At 24.9% G+C, this 21342-nt stretch carries 22 protein-coding genes and 2 pseudogenes; 16 read left to right on the top strand and 8 right to left on the bottom strand.

What is annotated here, in order from left to right; genetic code table 4:
- The first annotated feature begins 46 nt into the window (after window positions 1-46).
- The 6 genes from AAHM96_RS00810 (at window position 47) to fba (ending at window position 7206) form a co-directional block, all read left to right on the top strand.
- The gene (locus AAHM96_RS00810) at window positions 47-1240 is read left to right on the top strand and encodes an HD domain-containing protein (RefSeq protein ID WP_342273300.1); all 1194 of its coding nucleotides are present in this window, start codon (window positions 47-49) and stop codon (window positions 1238-1240) included.
- A 31-nt stretch (window positions 1241-1271) separates the two neighbouring features.
- Window positions 1272-2363 carry a hypothetical protein gene (locus AAHM96_RS00805; protein ID WP_281749060.1) on the top strand — a complete coding sequence of 364 codons (1092 nt, stop codon included), beginning with the start codon at window positions 1272-1274 and terminating at the stop codon, window positions 2361-2363.
- 83 nt (window positions 2364-2446) lie between these two features.
- A complete protein-coding gene (gene argS / locus AAHM96_RS00800; protein WP_342273299.1) occupies window positions 2447-4087 on the top strand; it encodes an arginine--tRNA ligase in 1641 nt (546 codons plus the stop codon).
- A gap of 51 nt (window positions 4088-4138) precedes the next feature.
- Window positions 4139-4546: a DNA-directed RNA polymerase subunit delta gene (gene rpoE / locus AAHM96_RS00795; protein ID WP_338961844.1), complete on the top strand. Its 408-nt coding sequence runs from the start codon at window positions 4139-4141 to the stop codon at window positions 4544-4546.
- 36 nt (window positions 4547-4582) lie between these two features.
- Window positions 4583-6187: a CTP synthase gene (locus AAHM96_RS00790; protein WP_342273298.1), complete on the top strand. Its 1605-nt coding sequence runs from the start codon at window positions 4583-4585 to the stop codon at window positions 6185-6187.
- Window positions 6188-6336: 149 nt separating this feature from the next.
- Window positions 6337-7206, top strand: coding sequence for a class II fructose-1,6-bisphosphate aldolase (gene fba, locus AAHM96_RS00785; protein WP_281749064.1), 870 nt, complete (start codon window positions 6337-6339; stop codon window positions 7204-7206).
- Between the two features lie 53 nt (window positions 7207-7259).
- Here fba and AAHM96_RS00780 read toward each other — a convergent pair whose 3' ends face one another.
- Window positions 7260-7697 carry a PPC domain-containing DNA-binding protein gene (locus AAHM96_RS00780; RefSeq protein ID WP_338977998.1) on the bottom strand — a complete coding sequence of 146 codons (438 nt, stop codon included), beginning with the start codon at window positions 7695-7697 and terminating at the stop codon, window positions 7260-7262.
- Between the two features lie 190 nt (window positions 7698-7887).
- On the opposite strand from AAHM96_RS00780, the gene rpiB reads away from it, so the two are divergent.
- Both rpiB and glyA read left to right on the top strand, forming a co-directional pair.
- A complete protein-coding gene (rpiB, locus tag AAHM96_RS00775; RefSeq protein ID WP_342273297.1) occupies window positions 7888-8331 on the top strand; it encodes a ribose 5-phosphate isomerase B in 444 nt (147 codons plus the stop codon).
- A 37-nt stretch (window positions 8332-8368) separates the two neighbouring features.
- Window positions 8369-9670 carry a serine hydroxymethyltransferase gene (gene glyA, locus AAHM96_RS00770; RefSeq protein WP_342273296.1) on the top strand — a complete coding sequence of 434 codons (1302 nt, stop codon included), beginning with the start codon at window positions 8369-8371 and terminating at the stop codon, window positions 9668-9670.
- Between the two features lie 65 nt (window positions 9671-9735).
- Here the strand turns inward: glyA and AAHM96_RS00765 are convergent, their stop codons facing one another.
- From AAHM96_RS00765 to AAHM96_RS00755, 3 genes and pseudogenes are all read right to left on the bottom strand, one after another.
- Window positions 9736-9903: a hypothetical protein gene (locus AAHM96_RS00765; protein WP_339043248.1), complete on the bottom strand. Its 168-nt coding sequence runs from the start codon at window positions 9901-9903 to the stop codon at window positions 9736-9738.
- A gap of 44 nt (window positions 9904-9947) precedes the next feature.
- Window positions 9948-10925 (bottom strand): IS3 family transposase, encoded by a 978-nt coding sequence (locus AAHM96_RS00760; protein ID WP_342265776.1) that lies wholly within the window; start codon window positions 10923-10925, stop codon window positions 9948-9950.
- Window positions 10926-11048: 123 nt separating this feature from the next.
- Window positions 11049-11567: pseudogene (locus AAHM96_RS00755) on the bottom strand (FtsK/SpoIIIE domain-containing protein); the annotation flags it as partial.
- 125 nt (window positions 11568-11692) lie between these two features.
- Here AAHM96_RS00755 and AAHM96_RS00750 point away from each other — a divergent pair.
- Window positions 11693-12670 carry an IS3 family transposase gene (locus tag AAHM96_RS00750; protein WP_342272762.1) on the top strand — a complete coding sequence of 326 codons (978 nt, stop codon included), beginning with the start codon at window positions 11693-11695 and terminating at the stop codon, window positions 12668-12670.
- A gap of 111 nt (window positions 12671-12781) precedes the next feature.
- Here the strand turns inward: AAHM96_RS00750 and AAHM96_RS00745 are convergent.
- Window positions 12782-13346, bottom strand: a pseudogene (locus AAHM96_RS00745) (IS5 family transposase); the annotation flags it as partial.
- 146 nt (window positions 13347-13492) lie between these two features.
- On the opposite strand from AAHM96_RS00745, the gene AAHM96_RS00740 reads away from it, so the two are divergent.
- A complete protein-coding gene (locus tag AAHM96_RS00740) occupies window positions 13493-14116 on the top strand; it encodes a DDE-type integrase/transposase/recombinase (protein WP_342273294.1) in 624 nt (207 codons plus the stop codon).
- Here the strand turns inward: AAHM96_RS00740 and AAHM96_RS00735 are convergent.
- Window positions 14113-15558, bottom strand: coding sequence for a sodium-dependent transporter (locus tag AAHM96_RS00735; RefSeq protein ID WP_342273293.1), 1446 nt, complete (start codon window positions 15556-15558; stop codon window positions 14113-14115). The two genes, AAHM96_RS00740 and AAHM96_RS00735, sit on opposite strands and share 4 nt — an antisense overlap.
- Window positions 15559-15792: 234 nt before the next feature.
- Here AAHM96_RS00735 and AAHM96_RS00730 point away from each other — a divergent pair, with 234 nt between their 5' ends.
- From AAHM96_RS00730 to AAHM96_RS08340, 4 genes are all read left to right on the top strand, one after another.
- Window positions 15793-16110: a PTS sugar transporter subunit IIB gene (locus AAHM96_RS00730; protein WP_281749072.1), complete on the top strand. Its 318-nt coding sequence runs from the start codon at window positions 15793-15795 to the stop codon at window positions 16108-16110.
- Between the two features lie 4 nt (window positions 16111-16114).
- On the top strand, window positions 16115-16462 hold the full coding sequence (locus AAHM96_RS00725; RefSeq protein WP_281749073.1) for a PTS lactose/cellobiose transporter subunit IIA: 348 nt from the start codon (window positions 16115-16117) through the stop codon (window positions 16460-16462).
- 98 nt (window positions 16463-16560) lie between these two features.
- Window positions 16561-16953 (top strand): transposase family protein, encoded by a 393-nt coding sequence (locus AAHM96_RS08345; protein ID WP_342272766.1) that lies wholly within the window; start codon window positions 16561-16563, stop codon window positions 16951-16953.
- A gap of 2 nt (window positions 16954-16955) precedes the next feature.
- Window positions 16956-17378 (top strand): transposase family protein, encoded by a 423-nt coding sequence (locus tag AAHM96_RS08340; RefSeq protein WP_425288769.1) that lies wholly within the window; start codon window positions 16956-16958, stop codon window positions 17376-17378.
- 26 nt (window positions 17379-17404) lie between these two features.
- Here AAHM96_RS08340 and AAHM96_RS00715 read toward each other — a convergent pair whose 3' ends face one another.
- Window positions 17405-17542 carry a hypothetical protein gene (locus tag AAHM96_RS00715; protein ID WP_252320481.1) on the bottom strand — a complete coding sequence of 46 codons (138 nt, stop codon included), beginning with the start codon at window positions 17540-17542 and terminating at the stop codon, window positions 17405-17407.
- A gap of 46 nt (window positions 17543-17588) precedes the next feature.
- Window positions 17589-18368 carry a hypothetical protein gene (locus tag AAHM96_RS00710; protein WP_342273292.1) on the bottom strand — a complete coding sequence of 260 codons (780 nt, stop codon included), beginning with the start codon at window positions 18366-18368 and terminating at the stop codon, window positions 17589-17591.
- A gap of 312 nt (window positions 18369-18680) precedes the next feature.
- Here AAHM96_RS00710 and uvrB point away from each other — a divergent pair, with 312 nt between their 5' ends.
- Complete coding sequence (gene uvrB / locus AAHM96_RS00705; RefSeq protein WP_342273291.1) at window positions 18681-20666, top strand: excinuclease ABC subunit UvrB; 1986 nt, start codon at window positions 18681-18683, stop codon at window positions 20664-20666.
- Entirely contained in the window at window positions 20650-21327 is a 678-nt protein-coding gene (locus AAHM96_RS00700; protein ID WP_425288752.1) for a CatB-related O-acetyltransferase, read from the top strand. The genes uvrB and AAHM96_RS00700 overlap by 17 nt, the downstream gene beginning before the upstream one ends.
- Window positions 21328-21342 lie beyond the last annotated feature (15 nt).

Here is a 21342-nt window from a genome sequence, read left to right as displayed (position 1 = left end):
AATAATACCTAAAATTTATTAAGATATTAATGAGAGGTTAAAATTTATGTCAAGCAATAATTATAAAGTAACTTTTATTCGTGACGCTATACACAAAAATATTAATATCAGCGAACCCGTTATTCAGGCGTTAATATCTTGTAAAGAATTTCAAAGATTAAGATGAATTAATCAACTTGGTGGTGTCCAAATTGCTTTTCCTAATGCAACTCATACTAGATATGTTCATAGTATCGGTGTTTATCATATATTAAATCGTGTTCTTAGTGAAGTTGAAGGTTCTTCTTTATTAACTAAAGAGGAAAAAATAAACATTAAAATTGCTGGTTTATTACATGATTTAGGACACGGTCCTTTTTCACACACTTTTGAAAAAATCATAAACCTTAATGTTAATAAAAAAGAAAATTTTACTCATGAAGATTATACTTGTGCTATTATTAATGATAATAATACTGAAATTAACATGATTTTAAAACAATTTAATATTAATATTAATGCTATTATTGGTATCCTTAAGAAGGATTATAAAAATTATCCTAAATATCAAATTCAATTGGTATCATCGCAATTAGATTGTGATCGTATTGATTATTTAATGCGTGATGGATATTTTACAGGAGTTGGTTATGGAAGTATTGATATTGATTGAATTATTACAAATATGATAATTGATATTAAAGAGGGTTTAGTTTTTTCATACAAGGCAATTTCTGCTATTGAAAATTATTTAATCACAAGGTTCCATATGTATTCTCAAGTTTATTATCATAAAAGTGGAATTTTTTTTGATCTTAATTTACAAAAATTATTTTCAAGAATAACTGAATTATATTTTGATAAAACTTATTCATTTAAAGTCAATATTCATGATTTTATTGCTATTTTTGAGGGAAAAAGCGTTGAAATAAAAACATATTTAAATTGAACAGATGCTACTTTAATTAAGTTAATGCAAGATATTATTAATTTTGAAAACGACAATGAGTTAGTAAAAATATCAAAAGTAATTTTATTTTGTTTTAACTGAGAAAATGAATTGTTGTTATTAACAAGTCAAAATAACACTAATGTTATTGGGGTTAAACAAGATTTAAAAAATGTACTTTATTTTTTTAAAAAAGATCCAATTATTATTAAAACAAAAAACGAAGAGTATATTACTTTAGAAAAAATCTCACAAATTTTGCAAGATCCAATTAAAGCACCAAATACAATTTATTTTTTAAAAAAGAAATAGAAATTTAAAACTGTTATAAAATGAGGTAATTATGAAAATTTTAAAATCAATTAATAAAGTTTTTGAGTATCCAAATATTTTAGATTTAACGCCAGGAGATTTTTACTTAAATTCACATGAGTATCACTTAGCAACGCAAGAAGTAATAGTGATATTGGGCGTATTAATTAATAAAGAAAAAATTGAAAATGCTATTAAAACTTTAAATTTTACTTGAATAAATTTTAAAGAAAAAGTAATAGTTTATTTTTCTATTTTTGCCTACCTTATAATAGGTAATGAATATAATGATTTAAAATCAGTTAAAATAAATCAAATTAAATTTAAAGATAATACGTTAAAAATTAAATTTAAAGAAACATTACTTACAATGATTAATAAGTTTCCAAGAACTTTGCATTTAACTAATGTTTTGGGTAATGATAATGATCGCGCTAATATGTATGCAGTTAACGCTATTTTAAATATTAAAAAAGGGATTGGATATGATAATTTTCATATTACTCTTTTTTCAGTATATCAATCGTTAGAATTAAAACTAAAGCATTGTTTAAGAAAATATATTCAAGTTGAACCTTCAGCTAGTAAGAAAAAATTTAATTTTCATAATTTAATACGATTGATTAAATTAATTAGTACTACAAGAGTTGAAAGTGAGGAAATGAGTAAAATATTATTAAATTTAAGAGAACGTTTGCGTTATTTTGAACAAATTAATCCTGGTGGTCAAGCAGCAAGATATGAAGCTGAGATAAATCATAATTATTTTCATAATTTAAATTCGTATATTGTTAATGAACAAGAATTACTAAGTAATTTTGTCAAGGCTTTAAGTTTATTACAAGAATTATATTTAAAATTAATAGAATTATATAAAGATGATAATACTAAAGTTAAAATGCAAAAAAAAATTGATTTAGAATTAGTTAAAGTTTCAGGAATTAAGATCGAAGATGATCCAAAAAAAATTAATGATAAATTAAGAAATGTACTGGATAATCAAATTTTTGGTAACTATCAAGAATTAATTGATTTAAATTACAATGATGTTGCTATTTTGGAATTTTTAATCAGAATTGGATTTATACAGTATGTTAATGATACAATTGAGCAACTTTTATAAAAAAGTATTTATTTTTCTTTTTTTATATGATATAAATTAAATTTATGAGTATAATATTTTAGATATTGAAAGGGGTCTGAACTGTGGACAGTTATGTTATTAATGAACTCACTACTATTATTCTTGATGCAGTAGCATTTGCAAATTATGAAATAGAATTGAATCAAGTTATTATTGAAATTAATAAAAATAATGACTTAGGTGATTATTCTACATCAATAGCAATGATATTAGCAAAAAAATATAAACAAAAACCATTAGACATTGCTGAAATTATAGTTAAAAATATTCATCAGAAACACCCATTAATTAAAAAAATTGATTATATTACCCCTGGTTTTATTAATATTAATATTAATGTTGAAGTATTTAGTTTGTTATTAATGAAAATTATTAATGAGAAATCATTATATGGTCAATCTAATAAAAAAAATATTACTTATAATATTGAATTTATTAGTTCCAATCCAACCGGACTTTTACATTTAGGACATGCAAGAAATGCGGCTATTGGTGATAGTTTAGCTAATATATTAGAACATAGAGGATATAATATAGTTAGAGAATACTATATTAATGATGCTGGTAATCAAATTAATGTTTTGGCCAATTCAATTTTCATAAATTATCAAAATCTTTGTGGCAATGCTGTTGAATTACCAAAAGAAAGTTATCGTGGTTCTGAAATTTTAACTGCTGCACAATCATTTTTGAAATTAAATGGTAATAAATTTGCAAATAAACCTTTTGATGAAACCTCTTCTTTAATTTTTAAAGAATTTGGTATTAATTATATGCTTTCAGAAATTAAAAAAGATTTAAAAAAATTTAAAGTTAAAATTAATATTTGATTTTCTGAATCATTTTTATATAAAGAAAATATTATTTCTAATTTAATCAAACAATTTGAAATGCAAGGCAATACTTATCAACTTGATGGTGCTATTTTTTTAAAAACTACTTTATTTGAAGATGATAAAGATCGTGTAATTGTTAAGAAAGACAAAACTTATACATATATGCTTCCTGACTTAGCTTATCATCATATTAAATTTCAACGTAGTGATGTGTTAATTAATATTTGAGGAGCAGATCATTATGGCTATATTCCACGAATTAAAGCAGGATTGTATATGCTTAATAATGATGCCACTAAACTTGATATTTTATGTATGCAAATGGTAAAGGTTATTGATAATGGCAAAGAACAAAAAATGTCAAAAAGAGCAGGAACATCAATAACTTTAAGACATATGATAGATTTAATTGGAAAGGATGCTTTACGTTATTTTTTAGTATCAAGATCAGTTGAATCACATCTTGATATTGATTTAGCACTTGCTAAACAACAATCTAACGAAAATCCTGTTTATTATGCACAATATGTTCATGCACGTATAAATCAAATTATAGAGAATTATCCAAAATTTGAAATTGCAAATAGTATTAATTTATTAACAGAACAAAAGGAAAAAGAATTATTGATTACATTAGATGAATATATAATTATTTTGCAAAAAATTGAAAAACAGCATCAACCGCATTTACTTACAAATTATATTCAGAAATTAGCTAAGTTATTTCATTCTTATTATAATAAACATAAAGTTATTAGTGAAGATCAACAATTAACAATTCAACGATTAACATTAGTTTTAGCAATAAAACAAATAATGGCCAATGCTTTAAATTTAATTGGTGTGGATGCGCCTAAAAAGATGTAAAAAATATATTTTTTATTATTTATAATATACAATTTAGAAGGTGATTAAGAAATGCAAAACAAACAAACATTAGTAGAAGTAGCATATAGTTTTTTATGCAAAAAGAAAAAAAGCAGTTTTAATGAAATTTGAACACATGTTAAAAAACAATGTAATATTTCTAAAGAAGATGAAGAAAAAATTGCTGGTGAACTTTATACTGGAATTATTTTAAATACCAATTTTTTCTTAAAAAATGATAAACTTTGATATCCACGTAATGAAGTCTCATTAGAGGAAATTAAAGAACATATGACAAGAGTAGAAATTCCAAGTAATACAAAAGACGAAATTGATAGTACTGAAACAGTTACAGATAATGATGAAACTATAGATTTAAGTGAAGACGTAGAAGATGAAGATGATGATTTAGATACCATTAGTATTAAACCATTAGAAGATAGTTATGATGATGAATAATAATGATATTATTAATTAATATTTAGGAGAAAACTAATGAATTCAAAGTATATATTTATTACTGGTGGTGTTGTATCATCTTTAGGTAAAGGAATTACAGCAGCATCGCTTGGGCGTATATTAAAGCAAAAAAATATTAAGATTTTTATGCAAAAATTTGACCCTTATATTAATGTTGACCCAGGTACTATGAGTCCTTATCAACACGGTGAAGTATATGTAACTAGTGATGGTGCTGAAACTGATTTAGATTTAGGTCATTATGAACGTTTTATTGATGAAAATCTGACTAGAGATTCCAATATTACTGCCGGAAAAGTATACCAAACTGTTTTAAAAAAGGAACGTGATGGTTTTTATGAAGGGAAAACTGTACAAGTTGTACCTAATGTTACTGATGAAATTAAAAAACATATTTTTAATTCCGCAATTAATAGTAAGGCTGATGTTATTATTACCGAAATTGGTGGAACAGTTGGTGATATTGAATCATTAGCTTTTATTGAAGCCATTAGACAAGTTAAAAACGAAAAAGGTCATGAAAATGTTATTGTTATTCACACTACATTAATTCCTTATTTACATTCGGTTGGTGAATTTAAAACGAAACCCAGTCAACATTCAGTAAAAGAAATATTATCATTAGGTATTCAACCTGATATTTTGGTTTGTCGTAGTAAAACTATGCCACCTGATCATATTTTTGATAAATTATCTTTATTTTGTAATATTAAACGCAGTCATGTTTTAGCAATTCCTGATTTTGATAATATTTATAAAGTGCCATTATGTTTAGAACAACAAAAAATTGATGAAGTAGTTTCAGAATTATTAAAGTTAAATAAAACTAAACCAGATATGTCAGAATGACATGCAATTGTTAAAAAGTTAGATAATATTAATCAAGAAGTTACTGTTGGTATTGTGGCAAAGTATTCGAATTTAAGTGATGCTTACTTATCAGTAATTGAATCATTGAAAATTGCAGGTTATAGTCTTAATACTAAAGTTAATTATAAAATTATTAACGCCGAAAGTTTAGATAGTAAAAACATTAATTCTATGCTTTCCCCTTTCCAAGCAATAATTGTTCCTGGTGGCTTTGGTAATCGTGGTGTTGAAGGCAAAATCAATGCAATTAATTATACTCGAGTTAATAAAGTTCCTTTCTTGGGATTATGTTTAGGTATGCAGTTAGCTTGTATTGAATATGCTCGTAATGTATGTAATTTACAAGATGCTAATTCTACTGAATTTAATGAAAAAACTAAAAATCCTATTTTTGATTTATTACGTGGTAAAAATAAAAATGATCAAATTGGGGGAACTTTAAGATTGGGTAATTATCCAACCACTTTAATTAATGATTCATTAGCAAAATCTCTTTATAAACAAACTATTATTATTGAACGTCATCGTCATCGTTATGAATTTAATAATAGTTATAAAACATTACTTGCAAAAAATGGATTAATTTTTAGTGGTATATATAATAAAGAAGATTTGGTAGAAGTGATTGAGTTGCCAAAAGAAGTACATCCATTCTTTATTGCAAGTCAGTTTCATCCTGAATTCACATCAAGAATTAATAAACCAAATCCTTTATTTTTAGGATTAATTAAAAGTATTATTAAAAAATAATGATTAAGTAAGAAAATTTAATTTTAAAATTGTTATAATTTTTATGAATTGTATATTCTCAAAATATATATGCAACTAGATATGCAACTAGATTTTTTATGAAAATATATAATATAAGGTTATAATATTTTAAGAAAGAAGGAAAAGAAATGAATAAATTTGTTAGTGCAAAAAATATGATTGATAAAGCAAAAGCAGGTAAATATGCCGTTGCTCACTTTAATATTAATAATTTAGAATGAACAAGATCTATTCTTGAAGTTGCACAAGAAACTAAATCATCTGTTATTTTAGGTGTTTCAGAAGGTGCTATTAAATACATGGGTGGATTTAACACAGTTGTTAGTATGACTTTAGCGTTATTGAATGATTTAAATATTACTATTCCAGTGGCATTACATTTAGATCATGGTCAATCAATAGATTCTTGTAAGAAAGCATTAGATGCTGGTTTTAGTTCAGTTATGTTTGATGGTTCTCATTTAGATTTTAATGAAAATATAAAAGGTACCAAAGAAGTAGTTACTTATGCTAAGAAAAAAAATGCATCTGTTGAAGCAGAAGCAGGTACTATTGGTGGTGAAGAAGATGGAGTTATTGGTAGTGGTGAGATTGCTAGTGAGGAAGATTGTAAATCATTAGCAGCTTTAGGAATTGACTTTTTAGCAGCCGGAATAAATAATATTCATGGAAAGTATCCTAAAAATTGAGATGGTTTAAATTTTGATGTGTTAAAAAATTTATCAGTAGCTTCAAATAAGCCAATGGTATTACATGGTGGTTCTGGAATTCCAAAAGATCAGGTTAAAAAAGCTATTAATTTAGGAATTAGTAAAATTAATGTTAATACTGAATTACAAGAAGTATTCGCCGCAGCTATTGAAAAATATGTTACGGAAGGAAAACTTAATGAAGATAAAGGGTTTGATCCTAGAAAAATTTTTAAGCCAGGAATGGAAGCAATTAAACTTAAAGCTAAAGAATTATTAACAGAATTTGGTTCATTAGGAAAATCTTAAAAAAATGGTCATATTATTACTAATATGACCATTTTTAAATAATTTTCCTTAAATTAAGATAAATTTCAAATATGAAAATTACTTTTATTATCAATAACTTGTGATATTTTTTCATTACTTAAAATATCAATTATTACTTCGGCCTTAATAGCAACTTTCGCGTCTAACATATGACCACCAATTACGTTAAAATTATCATCACCAAAAGTAGTATGACAATGAATAATTGGTTTATTTCTATCTTTTTCATCTCAAATGATTGTTCCAATTGTTGATAACAATTCATATTGTTCAAGAAAAGTTTTTTTTACATAATCAGTACTTTTTTTAGGAATGTAGCCTAAAGTGACATTAGTAATAGCACCAATCATTTGGAATTGTGCCATTCCTATGTTTTCTTTAATAGCAAATTGCTCTAAAGTTTTAATAATCATTTCATCTTTTTCAATAATTAATGCATACTTATTTCCGATCATTTTTTTAATTTTCATAATAAGAATCTCACCTTTCTTTTAGCAGTATTTTAACATATTTATTAATAGCAATAATGATTAAAATTGATTATTATAGGAAAAAAATATTTTTCTTTTTGTAATAAAAATTATTTTAAAAAGAAAATATATTAATTTTAAAATTAATAGGTATAATAAAACTAATATTTAAACTAAGGAAGTGATAAAGTTGAAAACTAATGGTTTAGTAATTGCTATTGGTAATGATCATACCGCTTATGAATTTAAACAACCAATTATTAAATTTTTACATACAGAAGGCTATCAAATTTTAGATTTAGGAACAAATAGCAGTGAATCTGTTGATTATCCTAATTTTGGTTTTAATGTTGCAAATGCTATTGTTAGTAAAAAAGCAGATTTTGGTATTGTAATTTGTGCTACTGGTATTGGTATTAGCATTGCTACCAATCGTATTAATGGTGTTCGTTGTGCTCTTTGCTATGAGGAAGAAACAGTAAGATTGGCAAGACTTCATAATGACGCTAATGTTTTAGCACTAGGTGCTAGAATTATTTCTGATTATAAAGCAGTAGAACTTGTGAAATTATTTTTAAATACTAAAACAAGTGATGAAAAAAGACATCAATTAAGAGTTACAAAACTAAAATAATTTTACTATTAAATTATTAAAGAGAGGATGTTTAAAAATGGATAAATCTTTTAATAAAGGTCTTGACCCAGAATTAAAAAAAATTGTGAAAGATGAATGACAACGTCAACAAAATCATATTGAATTAATAGCTTCAGAAAACTATGTATCACCAGCTGTACTTACACTCGCTGGAACAATATTAACTAATAAGTATGCAGAAGGTTATCCGGGCAGAAGATATTATAATGGTTGCGAAAATGTTGATAAAATTGAAAATTTGGCAATAGAGCGTTTTAAACAATTATTTAATTGTAGTCATAAACCAGGTCAATGTAAAAAAGGTAATTTTCATGCTAATGTACAACCTCATTCTGGTAGTCAAGCTAATGCTGAAGCATATGCTGCTATATTACGTCCAGGTGATACTATTCTTGGTATGGAACTTGATGCCGGTGGTCATTTAACTCATGGTTATAAAATTAATTTTTCTGGTAAAATTTATCACGGTGTTAATTATGGTGTAAGTAAAAAGGATGAATATTTAGATTATGATGAAATTTTAAAAATTGCTAAAGAATGTAAACCAAAAATTATTGTAGCAGGAGCTAGTGCTTATTCAAGACTTATTGATTGATCAAAGTTTCGTAAAATTGTTGATACTGTTGGAGCATATTTAATGGTTGATATGGCGCATATTGCTGGATTAATTGCTGCTGGATTACATCAAAATCCTATTTGTTATGCTGATATTACAACAACAACAACTCATAAAACATTAAGAGGACCACGTGGTGGTGCTATTCTTTGCACTGAAGAATTAAAAAAGAAAATTGATAGTGCGGTATTTCCTGGTAATCAAGGTGGACCATTGGAACATATTATTGCAGCAAAAGCACAAGCTTTTTATGAAGCATTAACACCAGAATTTAAAACTTATCAAATGCAAGTAATTAAAAATGCGCAAGCATTAGCAAAAACTTTTCTTGATGCAAAATTTCATGTAGTGGCGGGTGGAACTGATAATCATTTATTAACTGTTAATGTTACTAATATTAACGGTTTAAATGGTAAAGAAGCTGTTGATATTTTAGAAAAGATTAATATTGTTGCTAATAAGAATGGTGTTCCCTTTGATCCTTTACCAGCTGTTATTACTAGTGGTGTTCGTTTTGGTAGTCCAGCAATGACAACGAGAGGTTTTAAAGAAGAGCAGTTTATTGAATTAGGAAAGATTATTATTAGTGCTTGAAAATTACCTAAGGGTATTAATGATGATGGTTTACATGAATTAAGAAAAAAAGTTGATATACTTTTAAATAAATTTCCCATTTATGAAGATATAAAATTACCTCAATAATAAAATAATTATTTTACATTTGGAATATGAAAATAAGTTTTCTGTTAATTAACAGAAAACTTATTTTATTTTTTTGAATCTTTAATTTCTTTTATTTTTTCAATAAAATTATTATCATATTTAACCGAAGATTGTTCTTTAATAAACTTTATTAATTCCGAAACATCTTCATCACTAATTCATGGTGCTTGTAAGCGATTGATATTATTTTGTCCTGGAGCTAAAAATAACATAGGTGGTTGGCCCTTAATTACTGGACCATTTTTGATATAAAATTCTAAATTTTAATTTGTAAAATTGGTGGTTTTAGAAATTTAGAATGTATTCTTTCATAATTATAAAACATAACATATTGATTTACATCATTTATAGCTTCATTGATGGATAAATATTGATTTGATCCTTTAGGTAGTCATTCTTGAGATAAATGAGAAAATCAGTTTTCAGATAATACATTACCACCAATATCATAAGGTTGTTTTTTGCTTAAAATTATTTGTTTATCCTCTGCTCATTTTGTGATATCTTGACAATAAAATTCGTTGGCGTTATCTGAATGTAAAATAACATTTTTTACTTGATTTCAAGAAAATTGTTTGTTGATTTTTTCAAGAGCAGGAAGAATTAAATCCTGATATGATTTATTAGGAGCAATATTATAACTAACAACATTATTTGAATAAAAATCAATAATTACAAAAAGATATAATCATCCTTCTTTAGTATTTATTTGTTTAGTGTCCATTGATCAAATTTGATTTGAAGAGGTTGTACTTTTATAATCTTTGTTTACTTTATCCATTGTAGGTATTCACTTATTTGGATTTTTTTTGTTTTTAGGATAGTTATTTTTAGTTTGTTTTAATCCTTGAATATTGTGTTCTTTCATAATTTTTCGCATTTGTTTTATTGATAATTCTATATTTAAAATGATATTTTTTTCTTGTTTTAATCACTCTTTAAAAGCTGAAAAAATTCTTAAATATCCATAAATTCTGCCTTTTCTTGTAGAATGAAATTCGATTAAAAGTTGGCATATTTTTTGATATTTATGATTGCATTTAATAATATGATTTTCTTCTTTTTTAATAGGTTTTTGTTTATTTTTTAAAAAGTAATATGTTGATCTGTTTAATTGAAGATATTGACATAGGTTTCTAATTGAATATTGATTTTTACAATCATCAATAATTTTAATTTTTTCTTTGATATTTAATTTGTTAATTACTAATGCTATTTGTTTAATTTTATCCATTAATAAAAATCCTTTCAGGTTAAAATTAGTGTTAATTATATAACACAATTGTTTTTAGAATACATTCAGGTTTTTTAAATTAATGGTCTAGTAAAAAGGGCTAAGTGGCAAGTGGCAAGTGGCACCTAATAATTTTTCTGCTCCAGCAGTATCAAGGATTGTTTTTGAATCAATTCAAGATGCAACTTTAAAAGCAATTCTTGCTGGAATATTATTTTTAATTACGCCAGTAATTACATCTACTGATGGTCTTTGTGTTGCTATTACTAAATGAATTCCTGCCGCTCGACCCATTTGTGTAATTCGCATGATTCCTTCTTCAACTTGCTTGCTTGCTTGTACCATTAAATCTGCTAATTCATCAATAACAATAATATAATAAGGTAATTTATCAATTTCTTGACTTATTTTTTTATTATAACTTTCAATATCACGATTTCCATTTTTTGCAAATAGTTGGTATCGACGCATCATTTCTAAAATTACTACTTGTAATGCTGCTGGTGTTTTGTTTGCTTGATTAATTACTGGAATAATTAAATGTGGGATATCATTATAAATTGCTAATTCTACTCATTTAGGATCGATTAATATTAGTTTTATTTCATGAGGTTTGTATTGTAAGAGCAAAGAAATTAGTAAATGCCACTTGCCACTTGCCACTTAGCCCTTTTTACTAGACCATTAATTTAAAAAACCTGAATGTATTCTAAAAACAATTGTGTTATATAATTAACACTAATTTTAACCTGAAAGGATTTTTATTAATGGATAAAATTAAACAAATAGCATTAGTAATTAACAAATTAAATATCAAAGAAAAAATTAAAATTATTGATGATTGTAAAAATCAATATTCAATTAGAAACCTATGTCAATATCTTCAATTAAACAGATCAACATATTACTTTTTAAAAAATAAACAAAAACCTATTAAAAAAGAAGAAAATCATATTATTAAATGCAATCATAAATATCAAAAAATATGCCAACTTTTAATCGAATTTCATTCTACAAGAAAAGGCAGAATTTATGGATATTTAAGAATTTTTTCAGCTTTTAAAGAGTGATTAAAACAAGAAAAAAATATCATTTTAAATATAGAATTATCAATAAAACAAATGCGAAAAATTATGAAAGAACACAATATTCAAGGATTAAAACAAACTAAAAATAACTATCCTAAAAACAAAAAAAATCCAAATAAGTGAATACCTACAATGGATAAAGTAAACAAAGATTATAAAAGTACAACCTCTTCAAATCAAATTTGATCAATGGACACTAAACAAATAAATACTAAAGAAGGATGATTATATCTTTTTGTAATTATTGATTTTTATTCAAATAATGTTGTTAGTTATAATATTGCTCCTAATAAATCATATCAGGATTTAATTCTTCCTGCTCTTGAAAAAATCAACAAACAATTTTCTTGAAATCAAATAAAAAATGTTATTTTACATTCAGATAACGCCAACGAATTTTATTGTCACGATATCACAAAATGAGCAGAGGATAAACAAATAATTTTAAGCAAAAAACAACCTTATGATATTGGTGGTAATGTATTATCTGAAAACTGATTTTCTCATTTATCTCAAGAATGACTACCTAAAGGATCAAATCAATATTTATCCATCAATGAAGCTATAAATGATGTAAATCAATATGTTATGTTTTATAATTATGAAAGAATACATTCTAAATTTCTAAAACCACCAATTTTACAAATTAAAATTTAGAATTTTATATCAAAAATGGTCCAGTAATTAAGGGCCAACCACCTATTTACTAGAATTAATTAAACATAGTTATTTTTGTAAGTTACACAGATTACTAAACATTACCAATTTTTCACCAGTATAACCAGCATCTACTAGTATTTTTTGAACTGCAGAAAGATTCTCTTTTTCATTTTCAATCATTATTATAGCACTATTACGATCTGTTTTTTCTGCTGTGGTTATGTAAATTGCATGTGGTAAACCTTGAGAATCAACAGCAATATGACGCTTTATTCCTGAAATCTTTTTACCAGCATCATAACCTTTATTTTTAGTAGTATCTGTATTTTTAACACTTTGTGAATCAATTATACAAAAACTAGTTTGTTCTTTTCTACCATTATTGATACGAAATGCCTTGACTAATTTTTTTTAAAACTAATTGTAATACACTAGGTTCTTTATCATTATTTTTACTTCAAGCTTGAAAATAATAATATACAATTTGTCATTTTGGAAAATTTTTTGGTAACATTCTTCACTGGCAACCACTTTTTAATACATATAAAACTGCACAAAATACTTCATATAAATCTAAACTTCTTGGTTTAGTTCTCTTTTTAGTATTTTCTAAAATTGATTTTATATTTTCAAATTGCTCTTTGCTAACATTACTAGGATAATTTTTACACATATATACCTCTTATTTTAAAATATATAATCATTTTATCCTATTCTCTAAAAGATTTTAAACAGGTTCTAAGAATTTTTTCAGCTTTTAAAGAGTGATTAAAACAAGAAAAAAATATCATTTTAAATATAGAATTATCAATAAAACAAATGCGAAAAATTATGAAAGAACACAATATTCAAGGATTAAAACAAACTAAAAATAACTATCCTAAAAACAAAAAAAATCCAAATAAGTGAATACCTACAATGGATAAAGTAAACAAAGATTATAAAAGTACAACCTCTTCAAATCAAATTTGATCAATGGACACTAAACAAATAAATACTAAAGAAGGATGATTATATCTTTTTGTAATTATTGATTTTTATTCAAATAATGTTGTTAGTTATAATATTGCTCCTAATAAATCATATCAGGATTTAATTCTTCCTGCTCTTGAAAAAATCAACAAACAATTTTCTTGAAATCAAATAAAAAATGTTATTTTACATTCAGATAACGCCAACGAATTTTATTGTCAAGATATCACAAAATGAGCAGAGGATAAACAAATAATTTTAAGCAAAAAACAACCTTATGATATTGGTGGTAATATATTATCTGAAAACTGATTTTCTCATTTATCTCAAGAATGACTACCTAAAGGATCAAATCAATATTTATCCATCAATGAAGCTATAAATGATGTAAATCAATATGTTATGTTTTATAATTATGAAAGAATACATTCTAAATTTCTAAAACCACCAATTTTACAAATTAAAATTTAGAATTTTATATCAAAAATGGTCCAGTAATTAAGGGCCAACCACCAGCCAATAGTTAGAAATATAAAAGGATTAGTAATTATATTATTAATTAATTGATATAAAGCAAAGACCAAGTTAATTAAAATAATTGTTGGAATAAGGATTAAACATAAATATTTGAAACCTTTATTTCATTTAACTCATGAATATTGATTATTAAATTCTTTTAAACTATCATAACATTTTCAAATAAGGATAACACCAATTAATTCACAAATACCAATAATCATTTGTCAAATACCAGTAACTCATATTGCGAGCCCATCAATTAAAGGACTACTATTATTAAAGCAGAATATTAAACCAAGCATAAAACTACTAATAATCATTATTAATAATGCTTGATAACGTTTAATACCATAACAACTAATTAGAGGATTAACAACGGCTTCAGCTATTGCTATTAATGAAGATATACCAGCAAAAAATACTGATAAAAAGAAAAGGAAAGCTAAAGTGTGACTTAAAAATGGAAGATGTGTTTGCTCAGTAATCATTGCAAAAACTTGTGGAAAAACTTGAAAAATTAAAGTTGGACCCGAAATAAATACTTCATCAATAGTTTTATGCTGATTATATGCAATTGCACCAATTCCTCCAAAAACAGTACATGTTGTTAATAAAGCAACAATAACAGTACCAACCATAATAATTAAACCTTTATTAGTATTACTAGTACCAATTGGCGCATGACTTGAAAAAATAATAATAACACCTGTACAAGTTGAAAGCATAAAGAAGGCTTGTCCAAAAGCATCAGTTCAAATGCTACTAGTTAATATTTTTTCACTATTAAAACTAAACATTGTTTTTAAACCATCTAGAGCACCAGGCAAAGTTAAAACGTAAATCATCATCATTAAAATCATGATAAATAGACTAGGAATAAAAATTTTATTTGCTAAATCAATCCCTTTAACAACGCCACCCAACAAAATAACACCAGTAATAATTCAAACCATAATTAAACTAATTAAAACTCAAATACTAATATTACCCAATTGACTAAAACTTTGTGGTACATCGTTGGAAGTTTGACCAATTAATTTATTTAAGAAAAATCCTTGTTGATTTAAACCAGGAAGAAAAGACATAACTATTGCCAATAATGATCAAGCGACAAGAACACTATAAAATACACCCATTATTCAAACAACTGCAGTTTGTAAAAATCCAAAGAAAGTCCCGGGAGTTTTTGCTAAATCTTTAAAAATTTCAACATGATTTTTACGATATTTATTACCTAAATTGATTTCAATTAATAAAATTGGTAAAGCACAGACAATTAGTGCAATAAAGAATGGAATTAAAAAGATACCACCATGTTTATTCATTTGATTTGGAAATCCCCAAATACTTCCTAATCCTACAGCACACCTAGTACTGACATAATAAATCCTCATGTAGTTATGTTTTTTTCTTTTTGCCTTTCATATAATCAGTCCCTTTATTTTTAGATAGTATTATGAATTTTACACAATAGTTATCAAAGTTACAATATATATTAGTAATATATTTTTAATCTTTAGTTAAAAGTTATATTTTTTTAAAACCATTAAAATTCAAATTTAAAAATATCAATGTATAATATTCTTAGTTATGTATATTTGATTTTTTGTTTATTAGGAGGAAAATAGATGATAAAGATATTACTTACGTGTTCAGCTGGTATGAGCACTTTAAGACTAGAAGCAAATATGAAAGAGTATATTAAAGAGTTAAATTTAGATTATGAAGTGAAAGCATTAGGTGCTACTGAAGCAAAATCATCTTTTGCTAAAGGTGAAAAATGGGATGTTGTTTTATTAGGACCACAAGTAAGTTATATGAAAAATGATTTTACTAATATTATTGGAAATGCTGCTCTTAATGTTATTCCAGCAGCAGTTTATGCGATGGTTCAAGGTAAAGAAACGTTAGAATTAGCAATGAGTTTATTAGAAATTAAAAAATAATACTATGAGCATTAAAGAAAAAGAGAAAAGTAGTAATATTGATTTTGAAAAAATTTCACTTGAAATAATTTCTTCTGCTGGAAAAGCAAAATCTTTAGCAATAGAAGCAATTACTCTCGCTAAGGAAGCACAATTTGAAACAGCATTAAAAATGATTGATGAAGCAAATGATAATATTACTAAAGCTTTGCAATCACATATGAGCGTCATTGTTGAAGAAGGTAAAGGTTATCAATTACCTTTTTCAGTATTGTTTATGCATTCTGAAGATCATTTGTTAACAACACAAATGATGATTGAAATTAGTAAAGAATTTATTAATTTATATCAATTTATAAACAGAAAAAAATAAAAATAGGCATTTGCCTATTTTTATTTAAAAGACTTGGTGCAAAACCTTTAATTTTAATAATTTAACGGTTATTATTAATATCAAAGGTGATAATTATTATGTTAAAAAAATACAAAGATGAACAAGAATTTTATAGTTTAGTGGGAATAAAACTACAAACATTTCAAAAAATGGTTGAAATTTTAAAAAAAGCTGAAGCAATTAAAAAAGCAGTTGGTGGTAAACCTAATAAATTATCAATAGAAAATCGTTTATTAATGACATTAGAATACTGAAAAGAGTATAGTAGTTATAGAGTTATTGCAAAAAGATATAATATTAGTCATACTAGCTGCATTCGTAATATTTTTTGAATTGAAAATACTTTAATAAAAAGTGGAATTTTTAATTTATCTGGCAAAAAAGATTTAATCAAAAATAAAGGAATCAATAATAATTTACTAGCTATTGATGCTACTGAAACTCCAATTGAAAGAATTAAAAAAAACTAAAATTACTTTTTTCGGGTAAAAACAAACATCATACTCTTAAATCGCAAATAATTATTGATATTTTAAATGGAAAAATTATTTCAACCGCTTTTTGTTTTGGAAGCATTCATGATTTTAAATTACTTTTAAAATCTAAAACTTTTATTCATCCAGAAAAACAAGTTTTTGTTGATTCAGGTTATCAAGGAATACAAAATATTCATAAAAATACATTTTTGCCATTTAAAAAAAGTAAATACAATAAATTAATACCAATTCAAAAAGAATACAATAAAACTTTAAGCAAAATTAGAATTAAAATTGAACACGTATTTGCTAAACTAAAACGTTTTAAAATTTTAACTTTAAAATATCGCAATAAAATACGAAGATTTGCATTAAGATTTAATTTAATAGCAGGAATATATAATTTTGAATTACCTTAGTTTTGCACCAAGTCTAAAGTATAAAATTAATCTTTTGGTTTTTTTTCAAAATCTTCTCCATCTTTTTCTAATCCTTTGATTGGACAAAGTAGAGGATAATTTTCTTTACAATAATCACAATGTCATTTTTTCTTTTTGAAAATTTCTTTAAATTTTTTAAACATTATATTTTTTCTCTCTTTCTTTTCATTATTTTTTTGTAAGTATATTTTATTCTTGTTCAAGTTCTGTTCATGAGCCAGTAGTGTTAGTGACTACTTTTCATCCTGTATTACTATTTTCGAATTTAGTTTTTAATTGATTAAAATTCTCAATAATTTTTTCAGATAAAGTATATAAATCTTCGTTTGAAATATAACCTTTTCAACCACTTGCATCTCATTCGGGAAATCTAGAAATAATATTAAAAATTTCAGTTTTATTTTTATTAGTATTTAAAATTTTTTGTCATTCATATCGACTTATTGCAATTTTTAAAGTATCATGTCATAAAAATTTATAATATTTTTCTATTATATTTTTATCGTGAGTATTTGGTGAAAATTGTGGTGCTAAAAAAAATAATTCCTTAGGTGCTTCATGATAAGTTACTATAATTCCATACGTATTATATCCACGTATATTAATTAAAGACGAAAAATTATTTATTAACTTTTCAGTTAATTCATATATGCTAATCTTTTCTCATCCATTACCTTGATAAGGAAAAGATGAAGTATCATAGTATATTTTTTCTCTTAATTTTTCAAGGTCATTTAAAGAAAAAAGTTTAAATCAACTATCTAAAGTACTACTATTAATGTATATATACGATATAGCAAGTTCATATTGAAATTCATAGTTAGTAATAATTTTATCTTCACCATCATATTTTATTGGTTCATTATTTAAAATATTTGTAGTTTTAATTTCGGTGCTTAAAATAGAATTTAAGTTTCCTGTGGTTGTTGCAAATGTTAAAAGACTTACTGTTGTTAATAGTTTTTTCATAATCATCCCCCCCTTATTTAGTTTCTTTACTTTATATAAAAATTATTTTAATTATCTGGCTAAAATTTTACTATATTTTAAGTAAAATAAAATATAAAAGATAATAACTCAATTTTAAACATTGGATTTATTTGATACTAAACTTTAAATTTTTTAAGAAATTTATTATAATTTTTTATACTTATAAAAATCAAAAAATAAGTATAGTATTTATATTATTTTATAATAATTTTAATTATATAAAAGTTTTATTATTATTTTATTTAAAATAATATGTTATTGTATATAGAAGTTTTAAAGGAATATAAAGTTATGTTTAAATTAAAAGCACCTTATAAACCAACAGGTGATCAACCCGAAGCAATTAGTAAATTAGTAGTAGCTATTAAAAATAATATTAAATACCAAGTATTATTGGGAGCCACTGGCACGGGTAAAACTTTTACAATGGCCAATGTTATTGCGCAAGTGCAAAAACCAACTTTAATTTTAGTACATAATAAAACATTAGCTATGCAATTATATGGAGAATTGAAAACTTTTTTTCCTGAAAATCGCGTTGAATATTTTGTCTCATATTTTGATTTTTATCAACCTGAGGCATATTTACCAAAAACCGATACTTATATTGATAAAAATTCTAAACAAAATCAAGAAATTGAAATGTTAAGATTAAGTGCTTTAAATGGTTTATCTATTAGTAAAGATGTTATTGTTGTGGCATCGGTAGCAGCAATTTATGGTGAACAAGAACCAACAGCATATAAAGATAACTTTTTTGAATTGAGAAAAGGACAAAAAATTAATAGAAAAGATTTATTATTAAGACTAATTAAAAATGGATATGTACGTAATGATATTACATTAGAACCGGGTAGTTTTAGTGCAAAAGGTGATTTAATAAAGTTAGCTCCATCTTGAAATGATCAATTTTATTTAAGAATTAGTTTATTTGGTGATGAAATTGAAGAAATAGCACGTATTGATACATTAGGTGCTAATGTTTTAGAGCGTTTTCCCTTTATTACAATTTTTCCTGCGCAAAATTATATTACTAGTAAAAATCGTGTTGATCAGGCAATTATTAAAATTACTGAAGAGTTAAAAATAACATTAGCACAACTAAGAAATAATAATATGTTAGTAGAAGCGCAAAGATTAGAACAAAGAACAGAACATGATCTAGAATCCTTAAAAGAATTTGGTATTTGTAGTGGTATTGAAAATTATTCTCGTCATTTAGAAAATAGAGAAGTGGGTTCAGCACCATATACTTTAATTGATTTTTTTCCAGATGATTTTTTAACAATTATTGATGAATCTCATATGACATTACCGCAAATTAGAGGAATGTATAATACTGATCGTAGCAGAAAAGAAACATTAGTAAAATATGGCTTTCGTTTACCTAGTGCTTTGGATAATCGTCCTTTAAATTTTAATGAATTTTCTAATAAGTTAAAGCAAGTTATTTATACTTCAGCAACTCCTGCTGATTATGAATTAGCATTAATTAAAAATGAAGTTGAGCCTTTTAATGTACCAGTTCAACAAATTATTCGTCCCACAGGTTTATTAGATCCAACAATTGAAATTAAACCAACTAAAAATCAAATGGAAGATATTATTAATCAAATAAAATTACGAACAAAAAATAATGAAAGAGTATTTATTACTACTTTAACAATTAGAATGGCAGAAGAATTATCAAATTTTTTACAAGAACAAAAAATTAAAGTTGCTTATATTCATAATGAATTAAAAACATTAGAACGTACTAAAGTTTTGTTAGATTTAAGAAAAGGTGTTTTTGATGTTATTGTTGGTATTAATTTATTACGTGAAGGATTAGACGTACCAGAAGTGTCATTAATCTGTATTTTGGATGCTGATAAATCTGGTTTTTTACGTAATACTAAATCATTAATCCAAACTATTGGTCGCGCAGCACGAAATGTTAATGGTCATGTTATACTATATGGAGATATTAAGACAGAGGCAATGACACAAGCAATTGAAGAAACGCAAAGAAGAAGAGAAATTCAACTTGCTTATAATAAAAAACATAATATAGTACCAGTTACTGTTAAAAAACCGTTGAGTGAAATCGTAAGTACTAGAGAATTAGATGTTGATTTAAAAATTTTAAATTCAAGTAAAGGTAAAACAAAAATAGCTGCTAAAACAAAGATAATTGCTGATTTAAGAGTTGAAATGTTACAAGCAGCTAAAGATTTAAATTTTGAAAAGGCAGCTTCACTTCGTGATTTAATTTTGAGTATTGAAAGTGAAAAATAAAGGAGTAAATACTAAAATTAATACTCATATACCAATAATATTTTTAATAAAAAATTATATTACTAAACCTAAAATTTTTATTGGTGATTATACTTATTATCATGATTTTAATGGTGAGCAAGCAGCTATTGATTTTGAAAATAAAAATATAATTTATCATTTTCCAAATATGATAAATGATGAATTAATTATTGGTAAATTTTGTTCAATTGCACAAGGTGTTTTATTTATAATGAATGGTGGCAATCATAATTATTGTGTAGTTTCAACATTTCCTTTACCATTATTTTATAAATCATTAAATTTATCAGAAGTTACAGAAAAAGATAAATTAGATAAATTTCCGATTAAATCATCAACAGCGATAGAAAATGATGTTTGAATTGGTCATGATGTGGCAATCTTAAGAGGGCTAACTATTGGTAATGGGGCAGTAATTGCAGCTAAAAGTGTAGTTACAAAAAATGTGCCTCCTTATGCTATTGTTGGTGGTAATCTTGCTAAAATTATAAAATATCGTTTTTCTAAAAAAATAGTTCAAAAATTACAAAATATAAAGTGATGAGATTGATCTATTGAAAAGATTATTGAAAATTCAGATTTGTTAAAACAAAATTTTGATAATAGACTTGGTGCAAAACCTTTAATTTTAATAATTTAACGGTTATTATTAATA

The organism is Spiroplasma endosymbiont of Acasis viretata, from assembly GCF_964031275.1.
Taxonomy (GTDB): domain Bacteria; phylum Bacillota_I; class Bacilli_A; order Mycoplasmatales; family VBWQ01; genus Spiroplasma_E; species Spiroplasma_E ixodetis_A.
The sequence above is the reverse complement of the archived record's forward strand: the minus strand, read 5'-3'. Positions and strand labels throughout refer to the sequence as shown.